This window comes from Streptomyces sp. NPDC058646, assembly GCF_042716875.1.
In the GTDB taxonomy this organism is placed as follows: Bacteria; Actinomycetota; Actinomycetes; order Streptomycetales; family Streptomycetaceae; genus Streptomyces.
This window is the reverse complement of sequence record NZ_JBHXRK010000001.1, coordinates 327,455-347,382: the sequence shown is the minus strand read 5'-3', so window position 1 is coordinate 347,382 and position 19,928 is coordinate 327,455. Positions and strand designations below refer to the sequence as shown.

15 protein-coding genes and 1 tRNA gene are annotated in these 19,928 nt (G+C 73.3%); 5 read left to right on the top strand and 11 right to left on the bottom strand.

The annotated features are described in order from the left end of the window. Positions 1–239 precede the first annotated feature (239 nt). Positions 240–1,745, bottom strand: a complete 1,506-nt coding sequence (locus ACFWUZ_RS01550; RefSeq protein ID WP_384365236.1) for a cellulase family glycosylhydrolase — start codon at positions 1,743–1,745, stop codon at positions 240–242. Between the two features lie 363 nt (positions 1,746–2,108). Between ACFWUZ_RS01550 and ACFWUZ_RS01545 the strand changes: the two genes are divergently transcribed. Both ACFWUZ_RS01545 and ACFWUZ_RS01540 read left to right on the top strand, forming a co-directional pair. Then, positions 2,109–2,756: a hypothetical protein gene (locus tag ACFWUZ_RS01545; protein WP_384365233.1), complete on the top strand. Its 648-nt coding sequence runs from the start codon at positions 2,109–2,111 to the stop codon at positions 2,754–2,756. Between the two features lie 52 nt (positions 2,757–2,808). After that, entirely contained in the window at positions 2,809–6,933 is a 4,125-nt protein-coding gene (locus ACFWUZ_RS01540) for a protein kinase (protein WP_384365230.1), read from the top strand. 122 nt (positions 6,934–7,055) lie between these two features. On the opposite strand, the gene ACFWUZ_RS01535 is transcribed toward ACFWUZ_RS01540, so the two are convergent. Beyond that, positions 7,056–8,366, bottom strand: coding sequence for a hypothetical protein (locus ACFWUZ_RS01535; protein WP_384365227.1), 1,311 nt, complete (start codon positions 8,364–8,366; stop codon positions 7,056–7,058). A gap of 147 nt (positions 8,367–8,513) precedes the next feature. Next, positions 8,514–8,587 (bottom strand) — tRNA-Pro (locus ACFWUZ_RS01530). A 117-nt stretch (positions 8,588–8,704) separates the two neighbouring features. Between ACFWUZ_RS01530 and ACFWUZ_RS01525 the strand changes: the two genes are divergently transcribed. Beyond that, positions 8,705–9,187 (top strand): DUF309 domain-containing protein, encoded by a 483-nt coding sequence (locus ACFWUZ_RS01525; protein WP_384365224.1) that lies wholly within the window; start codon positions 8,705–8,707, stop codon positions 9,185–9,187. Here ACFWUZ_RS01525 and ACFWUZ_RS01520 read toward each other — a convergent pair. The 4 genes from ACFWUZ_RS01520 to ACFWUZ_RS01505 are packed head-to-tail and all read right to left on the bottom strand — an operon-like array spanning position 9,167 to position 12,411. Next, positions 9,167–9,559, bottom strand: coding sequence for a VOC family protein (locus tag ACFWUZ_RS01520; RefSeq protein ID WP_384365221.1), 393 nt, complete (start codon positions 9,557–9,559; stop codon positions 9,167–9,169). The genes ACFWUZ_RS01525 and ACFWUZ_RS01520 overlap by 21 nt on opposite strands. 4 nt (positions 9,560–9,563) lie before the next feature. Continuing rightward, positions 9,564–10,184, bottom strand: coding sequence for a lactate utilization protein C (locus ACFWUZ_RS01515; protein ID WP_384365218.1), 621 nt, complete (start codon positions 10,182–10,184; stop codon positions 9,564–9,566). Beyond that, positions 10,181–11,659 carry a lactate utilization protein B gene (locus tag ACFWUZ_RS01510; RefSeq protein WP_384365215.1) on the bottom strand — a complete coding sequence of 493 codons (1,479 nt, stop codon included), beginning with the start codon at positions 11,657–11,659 and terminating at the stop codon, positions 10,181–10,183. Before ACFWUZ_RS01510 ends, ACFWUZ_RS01515 begins: the two co-directional genes overlap by 4 nt. After that, positions 11,656–12,411: a (Fe-S)-binding protein gene (locus ACFWUZ_RS01505; RefSeq protein ID WP_384365212.1), complete on the bottom strand. Its 756-nt coding sequence runs from the start codon at positions 12,409–12,411 to the stop codon at positions 11,656–11,658. Before ACFWUZ_RS01505 ends, ACFWUZ_RS01510 begins: the two co-directional genes overlap by 4 nt. An 18-nt stretch (positions 12,412–12,429) precedes the next feature. Here ACFWUZ_RS01505 and cobF point away from each other — a divergent pair, with 18 nt between their 5' ends. Then, positions 12,430–13,182 (top strand): precorrin-6A synthase (deacetylating), encoded by a 753-nt coding sequence (gene cobF / locus ACFWUZ_RS01500; RefSeq protein ID WP_384365209.1) that lies wholly within the window; start codon positions 12,430–12,432, stop codon positions 13,180–13,182. On the opposite strand, the gene ACFWUZ_RS01495 is transcribed toward cobF, so the two are convergent. From ACFWUZ_RS01495 to ACFWUZ_RS01485, 3 genes are all read right to left on the bottom strand, one after another. Then, the gene (locus ACFWUZ_RS01495; protein ID WP_384365206.1) at positions 13,151–14,329 is read right to left on the bottom strand and encodes an aminotransferase class V-fold PLP-dependent enzyme; all 1,179 of its coding nucleotides are present in this window, start codon (positions 14,327–14,329) and stop codon (positions 13,151–13,153) included. The two genes, cobF and ACFWUZ_RS01495, sit on opposite strands and share 32 nt — an antisense overlap. Positions 14,330–14,672: 343 nt before the next feature. Beyond that, the gene (locus tag ACFWUZ_RS01490; protein ID WP_384365203.1) at positions 14,673–16,457 is read right to left on the bottom strand and encodes a glycoside hydrolase family 71 protein; all 1,785 of its coding nucleotides are present in this window, start codon (positions 16,455–16,457) and stop codon (positions 14,673–14,675) included. Positions 16,458–16,604: 147 nt separating this feature from the next. Then, positions 16,605–16,766 (bottom strand): hypothetical protein, encoded by a 162-nt coding sequence (locus ACFWUZ_RS01485; RefSeq protein ID WP_384365200.1) that lies wholly within the window; start codon positions 16,764–16,766, stop codon positions 16,605–16,607. A 307-nt stretch (positions 16,767–17,073) separates the two neighbouring features. On the opposite strand from ACFWUZ_RS01485, the gene ACFWUZ_RS01480 reads away from it, so the two are divergent. Then, positions 17,074–17,535 (top strand): hypothetical protein, encoded by a 462-nt coding sequence (locus tag ACFWUZ_RS01480; protein WP_384365197.1) that lies wholly within the window; start codon positions 17,074–17,076, stop codon positions 17,533–17,535. A gap of 109 nt (positions 17,536–17,644) precedes the next feature. On the opposite strand, the gene ACFWUZ_RS01475 is transcribed toward ACFWUZ_RS01480, so the two are convergent. Then, positions 17,645–19,864, bottom strand: a complete 2,220-nt coding sequence (locus ACFWUZ_RS01475) for an NADP-dependent isocitrate dehydrogenase (RefSeq protein ID WP_384365194.1) — start codon at positions 19,862–19,864, stop codon at positions 17,645–17,647. Positions 19,865–19,928: the final 64 nt, after the last annotated feature.

Sequence of the window (19,928 nt, the reverse complement as noted above, 5' to 3'; positions counted from 1 at the left end):
TCGCCGCCTGCGCGGTTCAGCGCGTCGATGGCCGTGACCCGCCCGATCGGGTCTTGCGGTCGGGGCGGCGCCGGTCGAGGCGCGTCGCGGTGTTGCCGCGTTCGCCGGGTCCCCGTAGCCATGCGGTCTGCGTCACGGAACCGGCCCTCCGGGAGTGCCCCTGCCCACCGGGGCCCGCGCCGTCCCCGCCCGCCGGGCGAGGCGGGCGGGGACGGCGCGGGGGCGGTGCGGGAGGGGCGTCAGCCGGTCGGGAAGTCGTCGGCGGTCCGGATCCGGTCGCGGATCCAGACGCCGGCCGGCTTCAGGGAGGCGGTTCCGGCCCAGGGGCCGTTGCCGTTGCAGGTGCCGGTCTTGAAGACGGCGCCGGAGCGGAAGTCGTCCGAGAAGTTCCAGTTGACCCAGCTGATCTTCTTGGCGGCCATCAGGTCCAGGTACTTCTGCGACATGGCGAAGTCGTCCGGGCCCTCGCCCGCGTAGTCCTGGGTGCCGAACTCGGTGACGAACACCGGGATCCGGTCGGCGGCCCGGGAGAGAGCGTTCAGGTAGGCGTCGTCGTGCGAGGCGGCGTAGAAGTGGAAGGTGTACATGATGTTGGGGGCGTCGACCGGGTTACCGACGGTCTCGGACTCGTCGGCGCCGTCCGATATTCCGAGCGAGGACCAGGCGCGGGTGCCGACCAGGACGGGGGCGTCGGCGTCGATGGCGCGGATCACCGGGATGATCTGCTCGGCGTAGCTCTTGATCTTGGACCAGGTGACGCCGTTGGGTTCGTTGGCGATCTCGTACAGGATGTTGTTCCTGCCCTTGTGGCGGTCGGCGATCGCCTTGAAGAAGGTCCTGGCCTTCGACAGGTTGGCGTTCGGGTCCCCCGGGTCGAGCATGTGCCAGTCCACGATCACGTACATGCCCCGGGCGGAGGCCTGCTCGATCAGGGCGTGGGCGAGGTCGGTGAACTTCCGCGGGTCGGTCTCGTAGCCGCCCTCCTGGACGTAGGTGGAGACGCGCAGGACGTCGGCGTTCCAGTCCCCGGCGAGGGCGTCGAGCGAACCGCCGGTGAGGCACTGGGCGTACCACTGGGTGCCGTGGGTGCTCATGCCGCGGAGCTGGACGGGCCGGCCGTACTGGTTGCAGAGCTTGGTTCCGCACACGGCGAGTTGGCCGTTGGCCGCGACCGGGGTGGCGCCCGGCCGGGGCGGGGCGGTGCCGGGGTCGACGGCGAGGTGGTCGACGTTGGGCCCGCCGGCCGCGCCGGTGGCGGTGGCCCGCACGGTGTTGGCGCCGGCCTTGAGGTGGGCGGTCAGGGAGGTGGTGGCCCATGAGGTCCAGGCGCCGGTGCCGTCGAAGGCCTTGGCGGTGGCGACCGCCGTGCCGTTGACGGTGAGGGTCATGGGGCGGCCGGCGGTGGTGCCGTTGGCGTAGCGGAGGGTGAGTGCGGCGTTGCCGGCCTGGGCGGCGTTCACCGTCCACTCGACGTAACTGCCCTTTGTGTTGTCGTAGTTGACGAATCCGCTGCCCGTGTGGCCGGCGTGGTCGGACTCGACGAGGCCCTTCGAGACGAAGGCCCTCTCGGCCTCGTGGACGACGGCGGCCGCCGGAGCGGCGGCGGCTTCGGCGGTCCGGGGCGCCGCGGCGGCGGTGGGGGCCGGGGCCGCTGCGCCGGGCGCGCCGGCCAGGCCGACGAGCAGACTTCCGGTGAGAGTTCCGGCGGCCGCGAGGGCGCGCAGCCGAAGGCGTGGGGGTCTCAAGGGTCTCTCCATCCCGTTGACGGTGCTGCGATCGTAAGGAAAGTTTCCTAACGACAGGAAGGGAATAGCAGCCTCCGGGGAGCGGCCACAAGCCCCCGCACGCGATCCGTTACGGGTGCGGTGCCGGTCTCGGCGGTCCGTGTGGGGCTCGCCGGCGGCCCGCCGGTGACGGCGGGTACGGCGTACCGGCGCGGGCCGGCCGGTCGGCACCGCCGGGCCCGGGTCCGCCGGTGCCTCGTGGAGTCCCCTGCGGGTACGGACACGGAACGCGGCAGCTGACGCCGAACCGGTGACGGATCTACGGGCGTCGTTGGCTCGTTGTCGACCGTGGTGCGGTCCCGGTGTGCGTGTTAATTTGCGCCCGTGGCCCATGCGACCTGGGAATCCCAGCCGATATCCTTCGACACCACCGGGTTCGAACACCTCGACGGAACGCGGTGGTTCGACCCGGACACGCGTGACGTCGTGGTGCTGAGCATGCAGCCGAGCCTGCCCCGCAGCCCCGTGTGGCTGTACGAGATCGACGTGCTGCGCCGGCAGCTCGCGCGGACCCACGCCGCTCGCGTGTTACCCGGCCCCGCGCCCGCCGCCGCGCCAACACCCACCGCGACGCTCCTCGAAGCGGACTCCGTCCTGCTGGGCGGCTCCATGGCGCTGTACACGCTGGTGGCGGAGAAGCTGCCCAGGTCCGCGACCGGGCGCCTGTTCCGGGCCTCGTTCGTGCTCGCCAAGGCGGACCGGACCGCCGTGCTGACCGGCCAGTTCGAGGAGTGGCAGATCAGCGGCATGCGCGAGTCACTGGTCCACCTCAAGACGGGCGCGCCCTCCAGGAAGGACGGCGGGCACCCGTACGACCCTCAGCTGCCGTACGAACCGAGTGACGATCCGGCCTGGGACGCCGAGTTCCCCCACCACCCGCTGACGAAGGCGCGGGCCTGGGTGCGCACCGTACGAGAAAGTGCCGTGGTGGCACGGGAGTTCGCCGCACTGCCCGGCCTCCGGGCCGGCTGAGGTGCCCGTCGGGGAGCCGCCGACACCTCTGCTGTGGGAGGTCGGCGACGTCGTGGCCGGTCAGTACGAGGTGACGGGCGTGCACACGGACGGCGGCATGGGCCTGGTCTACCGGGTGTGGCACCGGGAGTGGGACACGGACCTGGCCGTGAAGTGCCCGCGGCCCGAGCTGTTCCGCACTCCCGAGCAGCAGCGGCTGTTCGTGCGCGAGGCCGAGACGTGGGTGTCGATCGGTCTGCATCCGCATGTGTGCGGCTGCCATTACGTACGCGTTCTGGGCGGCGTCCCGCGGGTGTTCGCCGAGTACGTGCCGGGGGGCAGCCTGCGGGACCGGATCCGTGACCGGCGGCTGTACGCGGGCGGTCCGGCACAGGCCTTGGCCCGCATCCTGGACCTGGCCGTCCAGACCGCCTGGGGTCTGCAGCACGCCCATGAGCGCGGCCTCGTCCACCAGGACGTGAAGCCCGCCAACGTCCTGATCGACACCGACGGGACCGCCAAGGTCACCGATTTCGGCATCGCGAGGGCGCACGCGGCCGGAGGCGGTGAACTGGTCACCGGCGGCGGGATGACCGTGGCGTACGCCTCGCCCGAGCAGGCCGCGGGGGCGCCGCTGAGCCTGCGTACCGACATCTACAGCTTCGCGGTGTCGGTCTTCGAGATGTTCACCGGCGAGGTGACCTGGCTGATGGGCCCGGTGGTGGGCGAGGCGCTCGCGGCGGCCCGTACCGAGGGCCCGGCGCGGGTGGGGGGTCCGGAGGGGCCGGTCTTCCTGCCGGCCGGCGTCGCCGGCCTGCTCGCCCGCTGCCTGGACGAGGATCCCGCGCGCAGGCCGGATTCGATGGCCGCCGTCGCGGAGGAACTCGTCGTCCTCTACCGGGAGCTGACGGGGCACGCCCATCCGAGGCCGCCGCCGCGCGCCGCGGAACTGCGCGCCGACGAACTCAACAACCGGGCCCTGTCCCTCCTCGACCTGGGCCGCACGACGGAGGCCGGTGAGACCTTCGAGGCGGCCCTCGAAGTCGATCCGCGCCACCCGGAGGCCACCTACAACGCGGGCCTGGCGCGCTGGAGACGGGGCGCCACCACCGACGAGGACCTGATCTCCGCGCTCGAGGCCGCCCGCGCCGACGCGCAGGACGCCGAGCGGGTGCGCCCGCTCCTCGACGAGGTGCACCGGGAGCGGGGCGCGGCCGGCCCCGGCGCCGTCGGCGAGGCACGGGAGCTGCCCTGGTACCCGTACCAGAAGCCCGACGTCGAGATCCGGCTCACGCGCGACGGACGCCGCGCGCTGACGGCCTTCGACGGCACGGTCCGCCTGTGGGACGTGGGCACCGGCCGCTGCCTGCGTGAACTGGACGGGATGCGCCGCTCCGTGGACCTCGGCCCCGACGGACGGCAGGCCGTGGGCGTGGGCTCCGACGGCCTGGTGCGGCTGTGGGACCTCGGCGACGGCCGCTGCCTGCAGACCTTCACGCCGGCCTATCGCTCCGGCTCCACCGGGGTGCACCGGCCCCGGCTCCTCCAGGAGCCGGGGCTGGTCGTCGCCGGCACCACGGACGGCACCGTCCTCGGCTGGGACGTCGTCACCGGCCGGGTCCGCTACACCCTGGAGGGTTTCCACAGCGGGCCGGTGCAGGCGACCTCCGACGGCCGGCGGCTGGTGTACTTCGGGGGCCCGGGCATGGTGTCCCTGCGTGACCCGGAAGGAGCGCGCGAGCAGACGGTCCTGCCGGTGCGGAACATGTTCGCATCCCCCCTCTGCCTCGCCGCGGACGGGCACACCGCGGCTGTCGCCCTCCTCGGCGGCGGCATCCGGGTGTGGGCCCCGCACACCGGTGAACCCCTGCGCTCCCTCGACGCCCGGGCCGACTGCCTCGACCTGAGCCCCGACGGCCGGCTCCTGGCGGGGGCGGGCCGGGACGGCGGGGTCCGGCTGTGGGACGTCGCCACCGGCCGCACCCTGCGGACCTACCGCGGACACCGGGAAGGGGTCGAGGCCGTGGTGTTCCTCGACGACGGCCGGCACCTGCTCTCCGCCGGGCGGGACGGCACCGCACGGAGGTGGCGGCTGCCCGAGCCCTACACGGCGGCCACACGGCTCAGCCGCCCGCGGCGGCACGACGAACTGAGCAGCCTGGACGGCAGGGTGGCGGCCCTGGTCGAGGAGGCGGAACAGGCGCGGCGGCTCGGCCGCAGCGCCGCCGCCCTGGACCTGCTCACCCGGGCCCGCGCCGTCCCCGGCCACGAACGGGCCCCGCAGGCGCTCGCCGCGTGGCGGGCCCTGGCCCGCGACCGCCGCGTCACCCGGACGGGACTGCGCGCGGCCTGGCCGGCGAGGGTCCTGGCGCAGTTCGACTCCGGGGCGACCCTGGCGCTGTCCGCAGACGGCCGGACGGTGGCGGTCCGGCTCCCCCACACCCTCCACGTCCTCGACGTGGAATCCGGTGAACCCGGACCGGTGATCGAGGGCCTGCCGGACAGCCACGGGATGAACGTCCTCAAAGGCGTCCAGTTCACGCGCGACGGACGTACGGTGCTGACGGCGAACGCCGACGGCTCACTGGACGCCTGGTCCGTGGCCACCGGCACCCGCCAGGTCTCGCTCCGGCTCACCCTGGGCGCGGCCGCGGCCCGGTTCACCGACGACGGGCGGCGCGCCCTCGTATGGGGTGCCGACCACCGCGTACGCCTGTGGGAGCTGGCGAGCGGGACGTGTCTGCGGACCCTGGACGGGGACCACGGCTGGTCCGCGGAACTGTGGCTCGCCCCGGACGGCCGGACCGCCGCGACCAGCGGGGCCGGGAACACCGTCCGGCTGTGGGACCTGGACACCGGCCGCTGCCTCCGGGTGCTGCGGGGCCACACCGCCCCGGTGCAGGCCGTCTGCGCGGACACCGGGCGACGGCTGCTGCTGTCCTGCGGCGGCCCGGACGACGCCCGGATCCGGCTGTGGGACACCGGAACCGGAGCCTGCCTGCGGGTGTTCGACGAACAGCCGGGACCCGCCCGGGCCGTCCGGCTGACGCCCGACGGCCGCTTCGCGCTCTCCCGCGGCGCCGAGGGGCCCATGCGGCTGTGGGAACTCGCCACCGGCCGCTGCCTGCGCGTGCTCGGCGGGCCGAAGGACGGCTTCCGGGACGCCCTGTTCGGCCCGGACGGCTGCTCGGCGCTGTCCGCCGCCGCCGACGGGACCGTACGCGTATGGGAACTCGACTGGCAGCTGGCCGCAGACGATCCGCCGGGCGGGGCAGCCGGGCCGCGGACGAGCGGGACGGCAGACACGACCGAGACGACGAAAGGGGCCGCCGTGTACGGCCGTAAGCGGGACCGGCACACCTCCGCGGGCGCTGCCGGGGAACTGGAGCCGCTGCTCCGGGCGCTCGTGCGGATGACCGGCAACCCGGAGCTGGACACCCAGGACGCCCGGCACCGCCGGGACGCCCGGTCCGGCGACACCGACGCCATGATCCGCCTGGGCGCCTCGCTGCTCGACCAGGGCCGCACGGCGGACGCCGCACAGCAGTTCCGCCGCGCGGCGGAACTCGGCAGCCCGTTGGCGATGCACAACCTCTCCGTGGTGCTGAAGCGGACGGGACAGGAGGACGAGGCCGCCCAGTGGGAGCGGCGCGCCGCCGAGCAGGGGTACGCCCCCGCCATGGTCCAGGAAGGCTTCCGCGCCTTCCGGGGCAACCGGATGGACGAGGCGGAGCGGTGGCTTCGCAGGGCGGCCGAGCAGGGCGAGGCGGAAGGGATGCTGGTGCTGGGCATGATGCTGGGCGAGAAGGGCCGCACGGCGGAGGCCGAGAAGTGGCTGCGCGCCGCGGCCGACCAAGGTGATCCGTCGGCCATGTTCAGCCTGGCCGCGCTGGTGCAGCGGGAAGGGCGGCAGGCGGAGGCCGAACAGTGGTACCGGCGCTCCGCCGACAAGGGGGAGCCACAGGCGATGAACAACCTCGGCAACATCCTCCGGTACAGCGACCGTGCCGCGGAGGCCGAACAGTGGTACCGCCGCTCGGCGGAGGCGGGCGAGCCCATGGGCATGCTCAACCTCGGCGAGGTGCTGGAACGTTCACGCCCGCAGGAAGCCGTGCAGTGGTACCGGCAGGCCGCCGCGAAGGGCTCGGCGAAGGCCGCGGCGCACCTGCGCCGTCTCCTGTCGGGCGGACCCGCCTGACGGGCGCCTCGCGCCGGGCGTCCGTCGGTCATCGCCGCGCACCGCGCCGTGGGTCTCGGCGGCCTGCTGTTCCCCGGCCTGCACGCAGCGGCGCCGGCGGGCCCGGCCGCGCGCGCCTGCGCCTACGCGGGCAGCGCGGGGAACACGACCACCGAGCCGTCCTTGTCGCGGGCCATCTCGATCGCCACGTCTGTCGTGCGGCTGTTGACCGTGACGCCGTCACCCAACGTGTGGATCCGGTGTGCCGCGCTCATGAGGCGATCGACCTCACCGGTCGTGAAGACGGGTCGCAAACCGTTCGGGCGGGCCAGTTCCAGTGCCGACAGGCGTACCAGGACGCCGGCGATGCTCGACTCCAGTTCGTCGAGGCGCTGCTGATCGCGCTTGAGTGCGCGGGTGAAGTTCTGGAACGGATTGCCGGCGTCGCTCTGGGCGTGCTCGACGGCCTGGAGGACGACCACCCGCCGCTTCAGCGCGATGGCCAGGGAAGCGAGTTCGAGGTGGGTGCGGAACCTGCCGCCGTGGTCGTCGACGCCGGGGAACGACTTGGTCAGCGTGCCGAGTTCGACGGCCTCGCCCTCGGGCAGGCTGTCCAGCGCGCTCTGCCATCGGGCAAGGCGGCGGTCGGCTTTGCCCAGCGCCGTGTTGATGGCATGCACCGCCGAGTCGAGTCCCAGCGAGACACCGGGCTTGCCCTGGTCGAGCAGAATGGCAGTCGCTTTGTCGATGGCGTCCCGGCAGCCGTCGAGTTCGCTGTGCTCGTCGTCGAGCTTCTCCTCCTGCAGTTGCTCCAGCAGTTTCGTGATGTGTTCGATGGCCTGCTGGCGCTTGTGGTCGGCGTGCGCGCTCACCCCCACCGCCACGGCCATGAGCACGAGCGGAGCGGCCACGGTGAGCGCTGTCCCGCCGGCGGCCGCGGCACCGGCGGTCGCTCCGGCCCCGCCGACCGTGCCGGCCGCTGCCGCTCCTCCGACCGGCACGAACCGCGCTTTGGAGGCGATCTGGCCCGTGGAGTTCACGAGTTCACCGTAGATGCCACCGGCCGCCCCCTTGGGCACCATCGGGCGAAGGATGCCCTGCCCGAACTGGGCGGCGACCTTCGCCGGGACCACCATGCGGTACAGGCTCTCGCCGGAAGCGGTCGCTCTGGCCACCGTGAGGGAACTCCGCGCCGATTGCGTGATGAACTGTGACAGGTGCTGCGCCAGGGGACTCGCGGCGTCGAGCGGGATGCCCCGGCCGCGGTCGATCTTGTCGGGCAGCGGATGTACCTCAAGCGTGACGATCGGCTCGTCGGCCAGGACGGCCAGTACGCCGCGCAGTTCAGCCAGGCGCTCAGCCGTCATCGAGTCGCCCGCGGTCAACCCTGGCACTCGGACCTCAGCGGTCGCCAGCGTCCACACGGGCACGCTCGTCTTGTGGTCGTCAGTCATCGTCTCCCCCTTGTTCTCCGACAGCAGCCTACGTCTGACGTCGAACGTGAAGCACTGACCGCCCAGCTCCCCAACCGGTCCCCAAAAACGATCGAAGGGCCGTTTCAGATTGCTCTGAAACGGCCCCTGACCTGCGACTCTTTCGAGTCGGGACGACAGGATTTGAACCTGCGACCCCTTGACCCCCAGTCAAGTGCGCTACCAAGCTGCGCCACGTCCCGTTGTGCCTCCGGCTGTTCCTCCGACTGGGTTTCCCCGTCCCGGCGGCACATGCAGAACATTACCCCACGGCGAGGGGTGTGCATGCACCGGTAATCGGCGACCGGCAGGATGAGGGGGTGAACGCACGGGACAGGGACGATGCGGGGCGGGCGCGCAGCGCCCGGCCGAGGGACGGGCTGGGGCGGCCGCTGCCGTACGGGGCCGAGGGTGTGGAGCGGCAGCCCGAAGGAGTGGTCCGGTCCCCCGCCGGGACGGTGCGCGAGGCGCAGCGGCTGCTGGACGCCGGGATGCCCTTCCACGCGCACGAGGTGTTCGAGGACGCCTGGAAGTCGGGGCCGCCCGCCGCGGCCCCGCTGTGGCGGGGGCTGGCACAGCTCGCGGTCGGGCTGACGCACTCCGCGCGCGGCAACGCCGTCGGCGGGGCGCGGCTGCTGTCGCGCGGGGCCGCCGGGATCGAGGGGCTCGACGGGGAGCCGTACGGGATCGACGTGCCGGGCCTGGTCCGGTGGGCCCGGGAGCTGGCCGGCCGGGTGGCGGAGGACGGCCCGGCCGTCGATGCCGCGCGGGAGGCGCCGAGGCTAGGCGGCGGGCTGGAGTAGGTCCCAGCGGTTGCCGTACAGGTCCTCGAAGACGGCGACGGAGCCGTACGGCTCGTGGCGCGGCTCCTCCAGGAAGCGGACGCCCTCGGTGGTCATCCGGGCGTGGTCCCGGGCGAAGTCGTCGGTGTAGAGGAAGAAGCCCACCCGGCCGCCGGTCTGGTCGCCGACCCGGGAGCGCTGGGCCTCGTCCTTGGCGCGGGCCAGCAGCAGCGCCGTCTCCTTGGCGCCGGGCGGCCGGACCACGACCCAGCGGGAGCCGTCGGGGCGGGCGGTGTCCTCGGCGAGGTCGAAGCCGAGGGCGCGGGTGTAGAAGTCGATGGCCTCGTCGTAGTCGTGCACCACGAGGGCGGCGAGGGCGATGTGTGCGGGCATGACCCTATGGTGCATCGAGGAGGATCACGTCCAGGGTCCGGGGGCCGTGCACTCCTTCCACCCGGTCGAGTTCGATGTCGCTGGTCGCGGAGGGGCCGGAGATCCAGGTCAGCGGGCGCGCCGGGTCGAGGCGTGCGAGGGCCTGCGGGACGGAGTCCACCACCTGGCCGGGGACGCGGACCACGCACACGTGGTGGTCCGGGATGAGCGTGATGCGCCGGCGCCCCTGGTCGGGCCCGCCGTCCAGGACGATCGTGCCGGTCTCGGCGACGGCGAGGGCGCAGCCGGTGACCACCGCTCCGGTGCGGTCCAGCTCGGCCGGGGTGGACGCGGCCCGGTCGTGGATCCGGGCCGGGTGGGCCGCGGAGAGCCAGTGCGGGGGCAGGGCGGGCGGTACGAGGACGCTCCGGTGCGGGGCGAGCAGCCGCGCCAGCAGCGCCGGGAGGCCGTCCTCACCGGTGCGGTGGACGTGCGCCCGGTACTCGGTGAGGTGCGCGGCGAGCAGGTCGGTGCTCTCGGCCGGGGTGGGGGAGCCGTGGACGCGGAGGTAGTCGCGCGGGATCTCGCCGTCCGGCCCGGAGGCGGCCCGGCGGATGCGCGCCAGGATGCGGTCCTTGCTGCTCATCGCGGAGTCCCCCGTTCCCGGGCCCACCAGTCGCGGAAGGACTCCGCGGGGACGGCGGGCAGCTCGCGGCTGTCGGTCCAGGCCCGGCCCGGTCCCGGGAGCCGGCGCGGGCTCAGACGGCGGGCCCGTGCCAGCAGGCGTTCGCCCGCGCGCAGGGCGGCGGGGCGGTCCAGGAGCAGCCGGGAGGCGCGCATGGCGGCCCGTTCGGCGGCGTGGCCGTGTGCGGGGCGGATCCGTACGCGGATGCCGTCACGGGTCACCGGTCCGCCCTGCGCCACCCGTTCGCGCAGGTGGACGAGGACCTCCGGGATGTCGATGGCGACGGGGCAGACGTCGTAGCAGGCGCCGCAGAGGGTGGAGGCGTACGGCAGCGAGGCGTCGATGTCGCTGGCCGTGCCGCGGAGTTGGGGGCTGAGGACGGCCCCGATGGGGCCGGGGTAGACGGAGCCGTAGGCGTGTCCTCCGGCGCGTTCGTAGACCGGGCAGACGTTGAGGCAGGCGGAGCAGCGGATGCAGCGCAGGGCCTGGCGGCCGGTCTCGTCGGCGAGGGTGTCGGTGCGGCCGTTGTCGAGGAGGACGAGGTGGAAGGCGGCGGGTCCGTCGCCGTCCGTGGTGCCGGTCCACATGGTCGTGTACGGGTTCATCCGTTCGGCCGTGGAGGAGCGGGGCAGGGTCTGGAGGAAGATCTCCAGGTCGCGGAAGGTGGGGACCACCTTCTCGATGCCGACGACCGAGATCAGGGTCTCGGGAAGGGTCAGGCACATCCGGCCGTTGCCCTCGGACTCGAAGACGACCATGGTGCCCGTCTCGGCGACCATGAAGTTGGCTCCGGACACGGCGACCTTGGCGCGGAGGAACTTCTCGCGCAGGTGCAGGCGCGCCGCCTCGGCCAGTTCCCGCGGGTCGTCGCCGAGTCCGTCCGGCGCGGGCCGGCCCCAGCGGCCCATCTCGGTGCGGAAGATGTCACGGATCTCGGCGCGGTTGCGGTGGATGGCGGGGACCAGGATGTGGGAGGGGCGGTCGTGGCCCAGCTGGACGATCAGCTCGGCGAGGTCGGTCTCGTAGGCGGCGATCCCGGCCGCCTCCAGGGCTTCGTTGAGGCCGATCTCCTGGGTGGCCATGGACTTGACCTTCACGACCTCGCGTTCGCCGGTGGCGCGGACGAGGCCGGTGACGATGCGGTTGGCCTCGTCCGCGTCGGCCGCCCAGTGGACGGTGCCTCCGGCGGCCGTCACCGCCTCCTCCAGCTGGAGGAGGTAGCGGTCGAGGTGGCGCAGGGTGTGGTCCTTGACGGCCTTGCCGGCGGCGCGCAGCCGGTCCCAGTCCGCGAGTTCGGCGACGGCGCGGGCCCGCCGGTCGCGGATGGTGTGGGTGGCGCGGCGGAGGTTGGCGCGCAGCACCTGGTCCCGTACGGCCTCGCGGGCGGCGTCGGGGAAGGCGGGCATGCCGAGGTGGGTGGTCGTCGGCCCGGTCATCGCAGGGGTTCCTCCTCGGTCGCGGCCAGGATCTCGGCGAGGTGCAGGGCCCGGAGCGGAGCTGCGGTGCGGCGCAGGAGGCCGTCGAGGTGGGCGAGGCAGGAGTTGTCGGCCCCGCACAGGACGTCCGCGCCGGTGGCGCGGGCACCGGCGATCTTGTCGGCGCCCATGGCGGCGGACACGTCGGGGTTCTTGACGGAGAAGGTCCCGCCGAACCCGCAGCACTCCTCGGCTCCGGGCAGCTCGACGAGGTCGAGGCCCTTGACGGCGGAGAGCAGCCGGCGCGGCCGGTCGCCGAGTCCGAGTCCGCGCAGGCCGTGGCACGAAGGGTGGTAGGTGACGGTGTGCGGGAAGTACGCCCCCACGTCGGTCACCCGGAGGACGTCGGTCAGGAACTCGGTGAGTTCGAACACGCGGGGGGCCAGGGACTGTGCCGCCTGCGCCAGCTCGGTGCCCCGCCCCTCCTGGGAGGCCTTGCGGCCGATGCGGGGGTAGTGCTCGCGGATCATCGCGGCGCAGGATCCGGAGGGGGTGACCACGTACGGGTACCCGGCGAAGGCCCGGGCCGTGCGCAGGACCAGCGGTTCGCTCTCGCGCCGGTACCCGGTGTTGTACTGGGGCTGGCCGCAGCAGCTCTGCGCGGCGGGGAAGTCCACCCCGACGCCGAGCCGCTCCAGGAGGCGGACGACGGCGATGCCGGTAGCCGGGTACAGCGCGTCGTTGACGCAGGTGACGAACAGGGCGACACGCATGACGGGCAGAATAGCCGGGTGAAGAAGTTCTCAGTGATCGGCATCGGTGCGGGTGACCCCGCCCACCTGACCCTCCAGGCCGTCAAGGCGATCGGCGCGGCGGACGCGTTCCTCATCCTGGAGAAGGGTGACGAGAAGGCGGATCTGACCGGGCTGCGGCGCGCGATGCTCGACGAGTACGCCCGCCCCGGCCACCGGCTGGTGGAGGGCCGCGACCCGGACCGCGACCGGACCCCGGCCGACTACGCGCCGACGGTGGACGGCTGGCGCAGCGCGCGGGCCGCGCTCTTCGAGCGGTTCATCGCGGAGGATCTGGCGGAGGGCGAGACCGGGGCGTTCCTGGTGTGGGGCGACCCTTCCCTGTACGACTCCACGCTCGCCATCCTCGACGAGGTGCTGGAACGGGGCCGGGTGGCCTTCGAGCACGAGGTCGTGCCCGGCATCAGCAGTGTCTCGGCGCTGCTGGCGCGGCACCGGACCAACCTGAACCGGGTGGGCCGGCCGGTCCAGATCACCACCGGGCGGCGGCTCGCCGAGGGCTGGCCCGAGGACGTGGACGACGTGGTGGTGATGCTGGACGCGCGGCACGCCTTCACCGCCCATCTGGACCAGGACCTGTTCATCTACTGGGGGGCCTACGTCGGCACCCCGGACGAGATCCTGGTCTCGGGGAAGCTGGCCGAGGTCGCCGGGCGGATCGAGGAGCTGCGGACCGAGGCCCGGGCCCGCAAGGGCTGGATCATGGACACGTACCTGCTGCGGCGCGGCTGAGCGGCCCGGACAGGAAGCCGGGGAGCGCGGAGGCGAGGCGTTCGTACTCCCCGGGCCGGTTGTAGATCTGCCCGCAGAGCCGGATGCCGCCGCCGCCCCGGCGGGGCCAGATCAGCACCCGCGTGCGCAGCTTCGCGGCGATCTCCTCGCGCAGGGCCCGGGCGGCGTCCTGCGTCTCGGCGAGCCCGGGCGGCAGGAGCAGGGAGCGCAGCGGGAGGCCTTCGGTGTGCGGGAGGGCGGTGAATCCGGGGATCCGGGCGAGGAGCTGCGCGCCGTGGGCGGCGAGGGCGGCGTTGTGCGCGCGGACCTCGCCCGCGCCGAGGCGTTCCAGCAGGTCCAGTCCTTCGGGGGCGGCCAGCCAGCCGGTGTAGTCGGCGGTGGCCCGGTACTCCACGGACCGGGGGAAGCCGCGGTGGTCCTCCCAGGAGGGGGAGAGCGCCCGGACCCGGGCCCGGTGGGCGGGGGCGACGGCCAGGACCGCGCTGCCGGAGGGGGCGTACCCCCACTTGTGCAGGTTCCCGAACCAGAAGTCGGCGCCCTCGGCGACCGGGCGCGCCAGCATGCCCGGGGTGTGGGCGCCGTCGACGACGGTGGTGACGCCGCGGGCGGCGAGGTCGGCGAGGAGCCGGGGGCCCGCGACGATGCGGGCGGTGGGCGAGCTGACGTGGTCGAGCAGGGCCACCCGGGTGCGGGGGGTGAGCGCGGCCAGCACGGTCTCGCGTACGGCTTCCTCGTCGGGCAGGTGGGGGTCCAGGGCCACGGTGGTCACGGGGGCGCGGCGGGCGGCGGCCGCGACGACCGTGCCGTAGCCGTGGTCGGTGACCAGGATCTCGTCGCCTTCGGTCAGGGGGACGGCGTCGAGGGCGAGGTTGGCGCCCTCGGTGGCGTTGGCGATGAAGGCGATGCCCTCGGGGTCGGCCCCGAGGTGGGCCGCGATCCTGTGGCGGGCCAGGTCCAGCCGGTCGGGGACGGAGTCGAAGAAGGCGTCGGGGTCCGCGTGGGCCTCGGCGCGCAGGGCCTCCTGGGCTTCCTGCACGGGGACCGGCACCGCCCCGTAGGAGCCGTGGTTGAGGTGGGCGGTGCCCGGGTCCAGCCGGAAGAGGCCGGGGCCGCCCGGGAAGACGGACGGGGTGGCTGGCTCGGTCACGGGTACCTCCGGGTGGCATGGGCGGTGTTCTGCTTCCGCAGCATGCCGGGGCGGCGCCGGGCGCGCGAAGGCCAATCGCGCGGGAGTGGCCTGCCCGTGGGCCGGGGGCGGGTGGCCGGTTCCGCGGGAGTGGTGGTCCCTGGGCGAGGGGGTGTGCGGGGCGAGCCGGGCCGGGAGCCCGGTTCCGGACCACCGTCGAGGCGGTACCGGACCGCGGTCGGTTCGCCGCCGCCGGCCTGCCGGGCCGCCAGGTCACCAGGTCGGTCCCCACGGATCCGACACGAGGTACGAGGCCGGGGGGCGCTGGTGCACGGCTCGGCACGGGACGACGGCCGCGGCACGCTCACCGCGCGGCCGGCGCCTCCCGCCCGCTCGTGGCCGCGTAGTACTGGAGGTCCTGCACCTCGACCTTGTGGTCCACCGGATAGGGCAGCTCCACCTGCGCCTTGGTCCTGCCGTCGCGCACCACCTGCGCCGAGCTGGTGCCCGCCTTCAGCGGCAGCAGTTCGGCGTGGAGGCCTGCGGGGGCGTCGTGGGATGCCTTCACGGAGCCCACCGTCGTACGGACGACACCCGGCGCGGCGAGGAAGCTGAGCACCTCCACCGTGTCCCGGGGCGCGGCGCTGCCCTTGCGCAGCGACATCACCAGCGACTGGTCCCCGGTCGGGTCGGCCGCCGCGAACTGGGTGCGCGCCGTGAGGTAGAGCGTGTCCCGGACGATCTTCGGCCAGCTGCCCGTCTTGAACCTCGTCAGGTAGTAGGAGGTCAGGTCCAGGTAGGCGTAGCCGTTGTGGAGGGAGGGGGCGAACTGGGTGCTCTCGGAGTAGTCGTTCCAGGTGGTGAGCTGTACCCAGTCGGCGCCGTCGTCGATGGCGTGCTTCCACGTCGACCGCAGGGTCGCGGTGTTGCCCGCCTCGTCGTAGATGCCCTGGTTGGGGCGGACGTCCTGGACGGACACGGGCTGCATCCAGATCTTGCCCATGCCGTGCGCCCGCCGGATGTCGCGCGCGGCGCTGTCCTGGCCCACGTAGCTGCGGCTGCCCCATTCGGAGAAGCCGTAGCTGATCTGGGCGAAGTCCGTGCTGTTGGCGTGGAAGTCGAGGAAGAGCGGGACGAAGGCGGTGCGGATGCCGTGGCGGGACGTGAGGGCGTCCATGACCCCGGTCCACCAGGCCACGCTCTTCGCCTCCGCCTTGAAGGGGGAGACGACGAGCCGGCCGTCGGCGAGCCGGTGCGCGGCGGGCGACTTCCCGAGTGCGGCGACTGCGTCGGCGAGGACGCCCGGGTCGTCGGTCTTCAGCGAGGTCATGTCGGGCATCAGCATGATCTTGAAGGCCGGGTCCACCGAACGGGCGGCCTCCATCAGGAGGGTGGAGCGCTCCCAGTTCTTCCCGGAGAGGGAGAGCATGTCGAGGGTGAACCCGTCGATGCCCGCCGCCCGGGCGGTGCGCACCTCCTGCTGAAGGTTGGCCAGCTCCCAGTTGCCGCTCTTGGGCGGGACGGGCAGCGGCCGGTCGCGCAGCAGGCCGCCGTACTTCTCGTGCTTGCCGCTTTCACCGTCCGGGTTCAGGTAGTTGCGGGTGTAGTAGTCGGCCTCCGCGCCCACGTTGTCGAGGGACAGCGGGTACGGGGTGAAGTAGTGGGCGAACACCAGCTTCCGGCCCGCTTCCCCGGAGCGCAGGGCGGCGGGCTGGGGCATGTCGAAGGGCAGGGCTCCGGTGGGGCGCTCGGCCGCGGGCTCCCCCGCGCCCTCGGAGCCGCCGTCGGCCGCGCCTCCGGGGGGCTGCGGGCTCTGCGACGGCTGCGGGGTGACCGGGCCGGAGGGTGCGGGCGAGGCCTCGGCGGTGGGGCCGGGGAGCAGGGGCGCGTCGGCGCCGGGGGGCGGACCGGCCTGTGCGGAGGCCCCGCCGAAGGGGTCCCAGGCGATTCCGGTGGCCGCGCAGACACCGACGAGGAGGAAGACCGAGATCGCCGTCGCCAGCAGGGTCCGGCGGCCCCGGAAGCCCGGGCGGCGGCGGTGTGAGGGACGGGCGGCCCGCCGGCCGGCCGTCCGTCGCCCGGCGCGCCGGTCCGTGCGCCCGTCCGTGCCCGGCTCCGCTCGCCGGTCCGCTCGCCGGTCCGCTGTCATCCTGGTCCCTCCCCGGAATATGCCCCGAGTGGGGGCTGCACAGCAGTAGAGCCCATTACCGGCTGCCGGACAACCGTTCCCAGGAGTCGGGGCCGGACACGTACGTCAGCGGGACCACGGCACCTACGCCGACCGGAGGGGTTCGGTTCAGACGCGGTCGGCGGCCATCAGCAGGTACGGGAAACTGCCGCCCCGGTAGGCGTGTGAGGGCCTCGCCCGCAGCTCCCCGCAGGGGATGGCTTCGGCGGTCAGGTCCTGCACGGCCACCGGGACCAGCCGGGTGGCGGCGAGCTCCTTGGAATAGGCCACCCCGCGCACCGGCCGGCGGCCGCGGCCCGGTACGGGACGGGACCTGCGCGGTCCGGTGGGCCACCGGCACGGCGGGCACGGCGCCGACCGGCAAGGGAACGGGCACGGGCGCGGGCACGACAGCGGGCATGCCGGGCCCCTCGGCAGCCCCCGTACGGCCCGCCGGTGGCCCCCCTGCCCCGGCTCCCCTCCGGAATACGTCATTCCCCTGGCCCTCGGGCCCAGTTGGCGCATAATCGTCGTCACGCGGCCCGAACGATCCCTGTCGCCGCGCTTGGTCACGTATGCAATGGGGGGCATCGTGCCGATGAGGGATTCGGGGTCGACCGGATCACTGCCCGCTTCGTCCGCGGAGCTGTCCCGGTTGCTCACCGCCGTCCGGCGGGGGCGGGTGCTGACCGTGACGGGAGGGTTCCGAGAACCGCGGAGCCTGCTCGTCCGGGAGATCGCCCGGCGGCTCTCGTCCAACTTCTACGACGGGTCGGCCGTCGTCGCCATGGATCCCGTCCTCGGCGTCTACGGGGTCCGCGAACTGACGGCGCAGCTCGGCTGCTTACCGGGCGTGCGCCCGCTGCCGTGCGGGACGGCGAACGCCGCCTCGTGGCTGGCCGAACGGGACATGCTGCTCGTCCTGGACGGCACCGACCAGCTCGGCCCGGACGCCCGGGTCTGGCTGGGGAAGCTGCTCGCCGTGGCCCCCGGGCTGCGGATCCTCGCCGCCGGCCGGTCGCCGCTGGCCTTCGAACAGGAACGGATCCACCGCCTCTGACCCGCCGGATACGGCTCCGCCCCGGCCGGGCACCTGGCCGGCCGGGGCGGAGCACGTCACGGGCGCGTCACCTGGGGGTGGCACGCGACGGCGGAACGGGGCGCAGGGCTCAGCCCAGGGTCGCGATCGCCTGGTTGAAGGTCGCGGACGGGCGCATGACCGCCGCGGCCTTGGCGGCGTCGGGCTGGTAGTAGCCGCCGATGTCGACCGGGGAGCCCTGGACCGCGATCAGCTCGGCGACGATCTTCTGCTCGGACTCGGCCAGCGACTTGGCCAGCGGGTCGAAGGCGGCCGCCAGCTTCGGGTCGTCGGTCTGGCGGGACAGCTCCTGCGCCCAGTACAGGGCGAGGTAGAAGTGGCTGCCGCGGTTGTCGATGCCGCCGAGCTTGCGGCTGGGCGACTTGTCCTCGTTGAGGAAGGTGCCGGTCGCGCGGTCCAGGGTGTCGGCCAGCACCTGGGCGCTGGCGTTGCCGGTGGTGACGGCGAGGTGCTCGAAGGAGACGGCCAGCGCGAGGAACTCGCCGAGCGAGTCCCAGCGCAGGTAGTCCTCCTTCACCAGCTGCTGGACGTGCTTCGGCGCGGAGCCGCCGGCGCCCGTCTCGAAGAGGCCGCCGCCGTTCATCAGCGGGACGACCGACAGCATCTTGGCGCTGGTGCCCAGCTCCAGGATGGGGAAGAGGTCGGTCAGGTAGTCGCGCAGCACGTTGCCGGTCACCGAGATGGTGTCCTCGCCGCGGCGGATCCGCTCCAGGGAGTAGGCGGTGGCCTCGACCGGGGAGAGGATCTTGATGGTCAGACCCTCGGTGTCGTGGTCGGCGAGGTACGTCTTGACCTTGGCGATCAGCTGCGCGTCGTGCGCGCGGTCCTCGTCGAGCCAGAAGACGGCCGGGACGCCGGTGGCGCGGGCGCGGGTGACGGCCAGCTTGACCCAGTCCTGGATCGGGGCGTCCTTGGTCTGGCAGGCGCGGAAGATGTCGCCGGCGGCGACCTCCTGCTCCAGGACCGTGGTGCCCGCGGCGTCGACGAGGCGGACGGTGCCCGCGGTCGCGATCTCGAAGGTCTTGTCGTGGCTGCCGTACTCCTCGGCCTTCTGCGCCATGAGGCCGACGTTCGGGACCGAGCCCATGGTGGACGGGTCGAAGGCGCCGTGGGCACGGCAGTCGTCGATGACGACCTGGTAGACGCCCGCGTAGCTGCTGTCCGGGAGGACGGCGAGGGTGTCGGCCTCGGCGCCGTCCGGGCCCCACATGTGGCCGGAGGTGCGGATCATGGCCGGCATGGAGGCGTCGACGATGACGTCGGACGGCACGTGCAGGTTGGTGATGCCCTTGTCGGAGTCGACCATCGCGAGGGCCGGGCCCTCGGCGATCTCGGCGTCGACGGAGGCCTTGATCGCGTCGCCCTCGGGCAGGGCGCCCAGGCCGTTCAGGATCGCGCCGAGGCCGTCGTTGGGCGACAGGCCGGCGGCCGCGAGGGTGGCGCCGTAGCGGGCGAAGGTCTTCGGGAGGAAGGCGCGGACCACGTGGCCGAAGACGATCGGGTCGGAGACCTTCATCATCGTGGCCTTGAGGTGCACGGAGAACAGCACGCCCTCGGCCTTGGCACGCTCGATCTGGTCGTTCAGGAAGGTGCGCAGCGCGTCGACGTGCAGCACGGACGCGTCCACGACCTCACCGGCGAGCACCGGTACGGACTCGCGCAGGACGGTGGTGGCGCCGTCGGCGTCGACGTGCTCGATGCGCAGGGTACCGGCCTCGGCGATCACCGCGGACTTCTCGGTGGAGCGGAAGTCGTTCTCGCCCATGGTGGCGACGTTCGTCTTCGACTCGGAGGTCCAGGCGCCCATGCGGTGCGGGTGGGCCTTGGCGTAGTTCTTGACCGAGCCGGGGGCGCGGCGGTCGGAGTTGCCCTCGCGCAGGACCGGGTTGACGGCGCTGCCCTTGACCTTGTCGTAGCGGGCGCGGGCCTCGCGCTCCTCGTCGGTCTTCGGGTCGTCCGGGTAGTCCGGGAGGGCGTAGCCCTGGCCCTGGAGCTCGGCGATCGCGGCCTTGAGCTGCGGGATCGAGGCCGAGATGTTCGGAAGCTTGATGATGTTGGCTTCCGGGGTCTTCGCCAGCTCGCCCAGCTCGGCGAGGGCGTCGTCGATCCGCTGGCTCTCCTCGAGGTGCTCGGGGAAGCTGGCGATGATCCGACCGGCCAGGGAGATGTCACGGGTCTCGACATTCACACCGGCCGTCGACGCGTAGGCCTGGATCACAGGCAGGAACGAATACGTCGCGAGGGCCGGGGCCTCGTCAGTGTGCGTGTAGATGATGGTCGAGTCAGTCACCGGATGCTCCGCTCCACAGTCTGCGTCTCTCGTCTGCAACATTGCTCGACATCAAGATATCTCC

What these genes read in the sequence shown, in the direction of transcription:
- ACFWUZ_RS01535 (WP_384365227.1), bottom strand. Translation starts at nt 8,366, where the DNA reads ATGACTGACGACCACAAGACGAGCGTGCCCGTGTGGACGCTGGCGACC.
- ACFWUZ_RS01520 (WP_384365221.1), bottom strand. Translation starts at nt 9,559, where the DNA reads ATGCCCGCACACATCGCCCTCGCCGCCCTCGTGGTGCACGACTACGAC.
- ACFWUZ_RS01515 (WP_384365218.1), bottom strand. Translation starts at nt 10,184, where the DNA reads ATGAGCAGCAAGGACCGCATCCTGGCGCGCATCCGCCGGGCCGCCTCC.
- ACFWUZ_RS01510 (WP_384365215.1), bottom strand. Translation starts at nt 11,659, where the DNA reads ATGACCGGGCCGACGACCACCCACCTCGGCATGCCCGCCTTCCCCGAC.
- ACFWUZ_RS01505 (WP_384365212.1), bottom strand. Translation starts at nt 12,411, where the DNA reads ATGCGTGTCGCCCTGTTCGTCACCTGCGTCAACGACGCGCTGTACCCG.
- ACFWUZ_RS01490 (WP_384365203.1), bottom strand. Translation starts at nt 16,457, where the DNA reads ATGACAGCGGACCGGCGAGCGGACCGGCGAGCGGAGCCGGGCACGGAC.
- ACFWUZ_RS01480 (WP_384365197.1), top strand. Translation starts at nt 17,074, where the DNA reads ATGAGGGATTCGGGGTCGACCGGATCACTGCCCGCTTCGTCCGCGGAG.